A 7,384-nucleotide genomic window follows, 5' to 3' on the forward strand; every position below is an offset into this window, starting at 1 on the left:
CACACCGCCCCAGCCGCCATCCGTACGGACACACCCCACAACCCGCCTCACCCGAGGGCCACGCCCACGTGGGGTTCGCGCGTGCTTACGCGTGCTCAGACGTGAAAGTGGTGAGCGGAAGAGCAGCGGCATCTTTCGCGGGTCGTGACAGGTGCAGGGCGGTGTGGAAGTAGCCGTCGCTCTCCCTGCCCCGGGGATCCTCGCCGGCGGCCGTCACCGCGGTGATGGCATACCGCTGCTCATGCACGCTGGTGAAGCGGCGTTGCGGATAGCTCGGAGCAGCCGCCTTCTCGGTGAGGAGGCCGTACGGTGCCAGCCCGTCAGCGATGTGGCGGTAGGAGCCGGTACGCAGAACGAACGCCGCGATCCACATCGGTTCGTGAGCGGCGGCGAGGAGCGGTTGAAACGTGCGCGGGGACAGGAAGCTCGCGCCGCCCGTGACGGTGACCAGAAGGGTCGGCTGCGCGGCGCGCAGAAGAGCGGGGGTGGGGGAAGCCGCTTCGAGGTTCTCGGTGAAGCCTTCGTCCAGCAGACCGACAGCGAGAGCGTAGGAGACGGCATTCGCAGCAATGTCGAGCCCGATCACCCGGTGCACGCCGGGACGTCGGTGAGCCGCGTAATAGGCACGGTCCCACTCGATCAGCTCCGCCGTGGTGAGCTCTGCGGCCTGCGGGGACGTGTAGTGGGCATACAGGTCCTCCAGGGTGATGTCGTGGTTGAGAAGGGCCGCGTTGATGCCGTACGAGCAGCAGATGTCCAGCACCGTGACCGGGGCGGCTGCGCGGGTGGTTCGCGTGCGGGCGGCGGCCAGGCACCGGAAGACCCGCTGTGCATGGTGAGGCGTCTGATAGTCCCAGCGGCCCAGGAGGCGGAAGAAGTCTCTGGGGTCCGGCTGGTCGTACACCTCGTCGAACGAGGTCATCTCCGTCCGACCGCAGGCGGCCGACGCAACGGGTGCGGCACTCTCCAGGCCTCCTTGGCCGTCGTGCCCCGCATGAGTCATCGCAGTGTCCCTTCCCTGCCCGAGGCCGCCCCCGCACCTCGGCAAGGAATACCGCCCGACCGAGAGGCGGGGAAGGGAACACCTGTGAATCCAGCCACCAGCCCACGGACACGTTTGGAGAGCTTGACCCGCTGTGTCTCAGCTCCGCGAACCAAGCCGCGAAGCCCTCGAGCGCGTCGAACGCCCGGTACACGCAGGCGAATCACAGACAGGCGACGAGGTCGAGCTCCCTGCAACGGGCCGAGTATGGCCAGTCCCTACGTCGTGGGGGTCAGCTCGGCGCTTGCGGTGGCAAGCGCCGCCTCCTCGACCCGTCGGCCGAACTGGGCGAGGGCGGGCGTACCAAGGTCATCAACAGCGTGCGCAAGGCATGCCAGGGACGAAGGACACCGTGCAACCCGAGGACACCACAAGGCATGCCCGCCACGTCGTACATCTCGCGGCCCAACCTCGCGAAGGAATCGGCCGAGAGGCTTTTTCCCCCTCCCCGCCAACTGGTCCACAACGGCGAGTTGTCCGTCCTGAACGTCGCCGGTGACTCGAAGATCGAGGCCGCGTTCTGCGAACTGGACTGACCCTCACACCCCACCCCGGAGCAGCACGGCGGGCCGCCCAGTAGCCAGCCCAAACGGCCATCGCTTTCAAAGGCCACGTCCGGTCCCACCGTGCAAGCTAAAACGGGCCCTTCACCCCAACACACTCTGATTCGCGCACCACTATGGGACGGGGGACGCCATCCTCATCCGGTTCCTCGTCCGTCAGCACCTCGCAGCAGGTCGGCCTCCGCGGCGACGCGCACTTCGAGGACATCGCGTATGCCTCCTGGTGGCGGATGGCCGCCCGGCTGCCCCGTACGCTCGCCGCCGCGGCCCGCCTCGGCTGGGCCGCCGACCGTTGCGCGATGCTCTGGCTGGCCAGCTGTCAGCCGGCCGTCAACGCTTCCTCGACCGGCGCTCGCCGCGCTTCCGGGAGCCCTGGCCCACTTGTTCCAGGGCGGGTAGATGGCCGAGCGGGTGACCGCAGCCACTCCTGCACTGATCGTCGTCGCCGTCGCTACCGCAACGCGCGCGGGGGCCGATGCGTTCGCCGTCTATGCCTCCGCGCGTCTCGCGCCGGAAGTCGCCACCGCGGCAGACCTCCAGATCCTCGCGGCTGCCCCGCGGGTCGAGCTGGAGGCGTACGACCGGCCCGGCTTCGCCGACCGGCTGCAGGCCGCGGGCCGCGGCGCGGAGGCGACCGAGAACCTGATCAGCGACGCCCAGGCTTTCGTCTCCGCTCTCGGCCAACTCGTCGCCGCCGCCTCGGTCCTGGCCCTGCTGCACCCAGTGCTGCTGCCACTGCTCATGCTCGCGGTGATCCCCAAAGGCGCCTCTTGCGTCACCACCGCGCGCATCAAGCACCGTGCCGACCACCAGAACATCGCGGACAGCCATCTGCGCTATCTGCTGCGGCACCACGCCACCCACCAGCGCAGCGCGGCCGAGGTCCGTGCCACCACCATGGCCGTGTTCCTTGCCGACTGGTATCAGGAGGTCACCGACCGGATCAAGGCCACGCACCGCCCCGCGCGTCCTGCGCGTCACCCTGCTCGGCGCCGGCGCCAGTGGCCTCGTGCTCGTCGCGACCTGGGCCGCCCTCGGCTGGCTGGCCGTCACCAGCCGGTTGGACCTCGCGCTCGCAGCCACGGCTGTCGTGGCCGTGCGTACCTGCACCGGCGCGCTGAGCTCTCTGGTCCTGGCCGTCGCCCGGCTGTTCCGCACCAGCCTGTACATGGAGGACTGGCAGGCGTTCCTGCACAGGGCCGAAGACCTGCGAGCGGTCCGCGGGACCAGGCAGATCCCGGCAGACGCGCCGGCCGAGATCCGCGTCGAGCATGTGAGCTACACCTATCCCGGCGCCGTAACGCCAGCGGTCGACGGTGTCAGCCTCACCCTGCGGCGCGGTGAACTGATCGCGCTGGTGGGCGAGAACGGGTCAGGCAAGTCCACCCTGGCCGCGCTGCTCACCGGGCTTCGCATCGCTTGCGTCGGCACGGTGAGCTGGGACGGCACCGACCTGGCCGAGGCAGATCCGCACACCGTGTGGGCGAAGGTGGGCCTGGTACCCCAGGACTTCACCCGCTGGCCCATGGACCTGCGCGCCAACATCCATCTCGGCCAGCCCCGCTCCGCGAACGACGTCCTCCTTCTGGACGCCGCTCGGGCGGCCGGCGCGGACAGTGTCATCGCGCGCGTCCCGCACGGCCTGGACACACTGGTCGCGGGCTCCCACTGGGGCGGAACCGACCTGTCCGGCGGGCAGTGGCAACGGATCGCCGTCGCGCGTGCCTTCTACCGCGATGCTGCGATGCTCATGCTGGACGAACCCACCTCCGCGATGGACCCCCGCGCCGAGTATCTGGTGATCCGCCGTTTCAAGGAACTCGCCGCCGACAAGACCGCCGTCTTCGTCACTCAGGGCCTGGACAACGCCAGGATCGCGGACCGCATTGTCGTCCTGGACCGGGGGCGCGTGCGTGAAGAGGGCGACTTCCGGACGCTGATGGCACGCGGCGGACTGTTCGCCGAGCTCTACCGCCTCGCCCAGACCGGTGGCCGACCGCCCCCTGCCGCAAGGCAAGGGGGCCGCCGGCCCTCAAGGCTGCTCTGCAGGCGGCCGCTTCTGTGCCTGTACGGCCGACACCACCATCATGCGCTGGTACTCCCCCGGCCGGTGCGGTTCGCCCACAGGGAGGCCGTCGACCTCCACCCAGGCATGCGCGCGGAACGGCGCCGTACGCACGCCTGTGCACCAGGTTGGCCAGACCCCGCGCAGCCGGCACAGCAGCGCGGTGGCCACGGACCGCTGGAGGCAGCCCTCCCCGGCACAGCGCGCGCTGACCGCGACGACGGCTTCGCGGGCGGCGAGCGCCTGCCGGGCGGTGGCGGGGGTGGCCCCGCGCCGGACCCGGCACAGAACGAGGCGGATGCGATGTGGCTTGAGCGCGACGATCAGCCGGGCGGCGGCTGTGGCGAGGAGGGCCGCGGGACGCCGGCGCAGGGGCAGGCGACTGCGGACGGCGGGCACCATGGGCTGGCTCATACGGGCACCACCAACCGGGCCTCGGTCAGCGCGCGCGTGATCGAGGCGGTGTCGGCGTCGGCGCGCTCGGCGGTGAGCCGGGGGTAGGCCTCGCACAGTGCGCGAACCGTGTCCGGTGGTTCGGCGCCGTCGACGAGGCTGCGCAGGATGATCGCCGCGGTGCGGTTGAGCTGCCAGTACCGGCCGGTGACCTCATCGAGCAGCACCATGCCATCCGCCGTGTCCGTCGCGCAGACGCCGGGTCGCAAGGTCAGGCTCACGGTGCTCCTTCAGTGATTGCGGTGCTTGGCGGGCTCGTGTGCGCAGGGCGGGAACGGAGCCAGATCTCGGTGCCCAGACTGGAGCTGAGGGAGCGCAGGCCCTCCGGGGTGGGGTGCACCCCGAGCAACGACGCCCGGAGCGCGGCGTCGTCGATCAGCCCGGTTCGGGCGAGCCATGAGCCGTCGAAGAGTTCCACCAAACCGGCCCGGTTGTGGCGCAGGCTCGCATGGAAGTCCGTGCTGTACTCGCCCTTGGTCTGCCGCCGCAGCACGTCGTCGGGCACGATGTCGCGCATCGCCTCGGCGAGCACCGGCTTGTACCGGCCGGGGGTACTGCGCTCGGCCACGCGGATGGCGAGGGCTGCCTCGATCACCTGGTCGTCGAGGTAGGGCGCGGCATGTCCCAGGCCACGTCTGGAGGTCACCTGATCCAGCTGCCGCAGCCCGCGTCCACCGGTCCGTACGCACGCGAGTGCCGTGTGCTGCCCGCGCTGGAGCGCGAGCGGCTCGGCGGTCTCGGCGGCTTCCCGGAGCAGGCTCTGTACGGCCGCAGCCGCGTCCCGGGTCGCCCACGGCGGCATGCGCAGGTCCACTCCCCACGCTGTCGAGGGGGCCCTGCGGACCAGGGCCGTCGACAAGGGCGTGGCGCTGGTGAAGTCCTGCGCCCATGCGGTCAGCCACTGGTTGAACGTCCTGCGGTCCGCGAGCTGCCGCAGCAGTTGTCCGAGCGGCCAGTGCTGGGAGGCGCGTTGCGTACGGATCCGGGCGTACGCCGCCAGCGGATGGCATCGGACGTAGTCGTGCAGGTGCGAGGGGAACGTGCTGAACAGTTCATCTCCGCCGCCGCCCATCAGGTGCAGGCGTGACCCCCGGCCGGTCATCAGACGGCAGAGCGCCGCCAGCCTGGCGCCGTCGCGCACCCATGGTCCCGGCTCATCGGTGGGGACAGCGTCGCCGGTGAGGGCCGTCAGATCGCTGTACCACAGGGGCCATTCGTCGCGGGAGGGCGTGACGTGTTCACTGCCGGGAAGGCGGGCGGCGGCACGCGCGGCCCAGGCCGCGTCGTCGTTCTCCGGGTCGATGCTCTGCCAGCGCATGGTCACCAGCCTCGCTCCGGCCGGCCGGGTCCGCTCCTGCTCCCGGGCTGCCAGGAAGCACAGGCTGGTGGAGTCCATGCCGCCCGACAGATCCGCGCTCACCGTGCCTCCGTCGGCCGTGCAGGCGCCCACCGCGGCGGTGAGCGCCGCGCGCACCGCGGGCACTCCTTCCTGCCAGGCGAGTTGAGGCTCCGGCGGGGTCCACCACGGCTGCGTCCGGGCCCGCCCCTCCGCGTCAATCAGCAGACAGCCGAAGGACGGCACGGCCTGCACACCCTGCCAGACACAGTGGTCGTCCAGCGGGTACGGGAGCGGCGAGGCGAGGAGGTGGGCGGCCAGGAGCCGTTCGTCGAGGGCCGCACCGGTCACGGCCGCAAGCCGGTCCGACCGGTCGGCGGCCACGGTCACGCCGGCCACCCGGGCGTGGAAGAGCCGCCGTACCCCGGACGCGCTCCCTCTGGCCCGGACCGTACCGTCGACGGAGGCGAGGAGGTGGAAGCTTCCGGTCAGGCCCCGGGCGATCCGCTCCACGTCCCCGATGTCCCGAAGCCGTCCCGCCCGCGCGGACAGCTCGGCGGCGGTGACGGGACAGCGCCCGATCACCGCGACTCGCCGCGCCCCTGCGGCGCCCACCGTGACCAGTCCGTCCGGCCAACTGCCCAGCAGCCACGGTCGGCCGGAGTGGTGAGCGATGGTCTCGCCGGCCCAGGGGCGCAGGAGTCGCGCCGCGGCCACGCCGGATTCACCGTCCGGAAGGATCGTGAACCACACGTCACCGCTCATGGCACGTCACCCGTCATGTGCTGTCAGTCTCGGTCTCAGTTGGGGCCCAAGTACCACTCGTAGGGCGGGAATCCGCCCTCGTAGTGCGCTCCCAGGGCCTCACCTCGGGTCAGCTCGGCGAAGTCACCGACTTCCACCATGGCCGGCGGTTCGTACACCTCGTCCTGCTCCATGAACGTCCTCCTCTACTTCCGCTGATGGCGCGTGGAGCCCACACCCCAGCGGACCGTGCCCACGACACATCCGCACTACGCCGACCTGGACCATCCCCTACCCGATGGAGTGAGGCACCCCCAGTTACCGCGCGAGCAGCTCTCCCGGCGTGGTGAGCGCCGGCACTGCACACAGCACCCACTGCGCCATGTCACACCCAACACACCCCGACCCCACTGCCACAGACCGCGGCCCGTTTCTGAAGGTTCTCGGGCATGCGGACCCAGGAACAAGTCGGCCGTATTCTCATCACGGGCCTTCAACAGTCGCTTCGTGACCAGCGTATGGAGACGACTGAGTGACCGTCTGGCGAGGAAGACCGAGCCGGAGCCGCTGTGGTCAGAGGGTGTGCCGGACCACATCGACGTGCCCATCGGTAACTGGTTGTACGAAGTGCTGCGAACGTTCGACATGGCGGAGCCCGTGGCAGTGCGGCTGAAGCTGCCGTCCAGAATCCTCAAGAGCCGCGACCCGTGCTCCGAGCTGGCCACTCTCGACGACCGGATGAACCCGATGTTGCACCTGGAGGTCATCGACGCCACGCTCGGCTGCGTGCAGCAAGCGCTGCAGGGAGCAGGCTGGAAGGTTTTCCAGATGGCTGCTTCGTACGCCCGCCAACTGGAGGGCATCCTGTGCAAGGGCGATTCCGCCTTCGCAGTCTGCGAAGACGGCAGCAGACTCGAACGCCGGATGGACGAGGCACTCCACGTCACGTACGACAAGTCCGTGGACGCTGGGGCCTTGAAGTCAGAGACTGCGGCCGATCATCTCCGCGCAGCGTTCACCGAGGCGTACGGGCTCAAGCCCGACCCGAGTGCCGCATACTCCCGTGCCATCAGCGGAAGTAGAGGAGGACGTTCATGGAGCAGGACGAGGTGTACGAACCGCCGGCCATGGTGGAAGTCGGTGACTTCGCCGAGCTGACCCGAGGTGAGGCCCTGGGAGCG

The 7,384-nt window shown here is 70.2% G+C and carries 8 protein-coding genes and 1 pseudogene; 3 read left to right on the top strand and 6 right to left on the bottom strand.

Going from position 1 to position 7,384, the window contains the following annotated elements; genetic code table 11:
* Positions 1–85 precede the first annotated feature (85 nt).
* Positions 86–922, bottom strand: coding sequence for a hypothetical protein (locus tag EAO75_RS43500; protein WP_148000675.1), 837 nt, complete (start codon positions 920–922; stop codon positions 86–88).
* Positions 923–1,419: 497 nt separating this feature from the next.
* On the opposite strand from EAO75_RS43500, the gene EAO75_RS46330 reads away from it, so the two are divergent.
* Positions 1,420–1,578, top strand: coding sequence for a hypothetical protein (locus EAO75_RS46330; RefSeq protein ID WP_187284839.1), 159 nt, complete (start codon positions 1,420–1,422; stop codon positions 1,576–1,578).
* A gap of 357 nt (positions 1,579–1,935) precedes the next feature.
* Here EAO75_RS46330 and EAO75_RS43505 read toward each other — a convergent pair whose 3' ends face one another.
* On the bottom strand, positions 1,936–2,562 hold the full coding sequence (locus EAO75_RS43505; RefSeq protein ID WP_148000676.1) for a hypothetical protein: 627 nt from the start codon (positions 2,560–2,562) through the stop codon (positions 1,936–1,938).
* A gap of 211 nt (positions 2,563–2,773) precedes the next feature.
* On the opposite strand from EAO75_RS43505, the pseudogene EAO75_RS48020 reads away from it, so the two are divergent.
* Positions 2,774–3,316: pseudogene (locus tag EAO75_RS48020) on the top strand (ATP-binding cassette domain-containing protein); the annotation flags it as partial.
* A 321-nt stretch (positions 3,317–3,637) separates the two neighbouring features.
* Here EAO75_RS48020 and EAO75_RS46335 read toward each other — a convergent pair.
* From EAO75_RS46335 to EAO75_RS43525, 4 genes are read right to left on the bottom strand one after another with little or no spacing between them, the layout of a single operon-like run.
* Positions 3,638–4,084 carry a lasso peptide biosynthesis B2 protein gene (locus tag EAO75_RS46335; protein WP_187284840.1) on the bottom strand — a complete coding sequence of 149 codons (447 nt, stop codon included), beginning with the start codon at positions 4,082–4,084 and terminating at the stop codon, positions 3,638–3,640.
* Positions 4,081–4,344 carry a lasso peptide biosynthesis PqqD family chaperone gene (locus tag EAO75_RS43515; RefSeq protein ID WP_148000678.1) on the bottom strand — a complete coding sequence of 88 codons (264 nt, stop codon included), beginning with the start codon at positions 4,342–4,344 and terminating at the stop codon, positions 4,081–4,083. The genes EAO75_RS46335 and EAO75_RS43515 overlap by 4 nt, the downstream gene beginning before the upstream one ends.
* Entirely contained in the window at positions 4,341–6,224 is a 1,884-nt protein-coding gene (locus EAO75_RS43520) for an asparagine synthase-related protein (protein WP_148000679.1), read from the bottom strand. Before EAO75_RS43520 ends, EAO75_RS43515 begins: the two co-directional genes overlap by 4 nt.
* 35 nt (positions 6,225–6,259) lie before the next feature.
* Entirely contained in the window at positions 6,260–6,397 is a 138-nt protein-coding gene (locus EAO75_RS43525) for a lasso RiPP family leader peptide-containing protein (protein ID WP_148000680.1), read from the bottom strand.
* Between the two features lie 933 nt (positions 6,398–7,330).
* Here EAO75_RS43525 and EAO75_RS48400 point away from each other — a divergent pair.
* Positions 7,331–7,384, top strand: a 54-nt coding sequence (locus tag EAO75_RS48400; protein ID WP_315987690.1) for a lasso RiPP family leader peptide-containing protein, incomplete at its 3' end; no start/stop codon positions are given.

Origin of the sequence: Streptomyces sp. UW30, assembly GCF_008042075.1 — a bacterium.
In the GTDB taxonomy this organism is placed as follows: Bacteria; Actinomycetota; Actinomycetes; order Streptomycetales; family Streptomycetaceae; genus Streptomyces.

Coding starts and splice junctions, on each gene's coding strand:
- EAO75_RS43520 (WP_148000679.1), bottom strand. CDS start 6,224: ATGAGCGGTGACGTGTGGTTCACGATCCTTCCGGACGGTGAATCCGGC.
- EAO75_RS46330 (WP_187284839.1), top strand. CDS start 1,420: ATGCCCGCCACGTCGTACATCTCGCGGCCCAACCTCGCGAAGGAATCG.
- EAO75_RS46335 (WP_187284840.1), bottom strand. CDS start 4,084: ATGAGCCAGCCCATGGTGCCCGCCGTCCGCAGTCGCCTGCCCCTGCGC.
- EAO75_RS43525 (WP_148000680.1), bottom strand. CDS start 6,397: ATGGAGCAGGACGAGGTGTACGAACCGCCGGCCATGGTGGAAGTCGGT.
- EAO75_RS43500 (WP_148000675.1), bottom strand. CDS start 922: ATGACCTCGTTCGACGAGGTGTACGACCAGCCGGACCCCAGAGACTTC.